General features: G+C 23.5%; 1 protein-coding gene. It reads right to left on the minus strand.

The window, feature by feature from the left end; all coding sequences use genetic code 11:
• The coding region (locus KPL50_RS26600; RefSeq protein WP_216301464.1) for a hypothetical protein at positions 1–277 on the minus strand (277 nt) is incomplete at its 3' end.
• Positions 278–858: the final 581 nt, after the last annotated feature.

Below are 858 nucleotides of genomic sequence, written 5' to 3' on the forward strand. Positions count from 1 at the left end.
CCATACACACATCTAAAAATTCTCTTACACTTTCGCTTTTATAGTCACTTAAAGAATAACACTCTGATAATATATTTGCCCACTTAAAAATATAGCTTTTCATTATTGAAATAGGCATAATGTAATTACATGTATATATGTAATACACTTTTCCCCCTTGATCTTTTATTAAATTTGCATAATCGTCCGTATAAAACATATTTGTTTTATCAATTTTATTAAGAATACCTGTGGGTAATTCTTCTAGATTATTAATACAATTAACTAATATCTTCATTTCATTCACTTCCTTTACAAAATTAAACATTTAAATCTAGACTTAACAATAATAATATTAAAGCAAATCAGCTAAGAGCATTTCAAAATTTATCTTTATGTAAAATACATATATTTCTCTATGAATAAAATAACAAAACAAATATCTTTGATATAATAGAACTCAAAGAAACAATCAATATAGGAGTAATAACACTCATTATTACTCCCATATTCATTAAAGGATATTATTAAGACTACCAATTAATGTTACATAACAAAGGTCAAATCCATCCTTCTTAAGGGGTACATAATTATATTATCTATTTAATAATCTTTATATTTTACCAAGAAATTTCTTCAACGTCCTCACATAGATTATTTTGTGAATAATCTTCCCTTATATTTAAAACCTTCTTTTGATAAAATATTTATTAGATTTTCATTATATAAAATTGTTGTAAATTATTATTGCTTCTTTATAATTACCAATATCTAAACAAACATCAATATTAATCATCTCACTCAATCTTATTTCACGATCATATATAATCTTATAAAGTATATTTATAGAAACTATTTTCACACGGAACTCCGTTAGCG

The sequence above is a fragment of the Clostridium sp. CF012 genome (assembly GCF_018861755.1).
Lineage (GTDB): Bacteria > Bacillota > Clostridia > Clostridiales > Clostridiaceae > Clostridium_AD.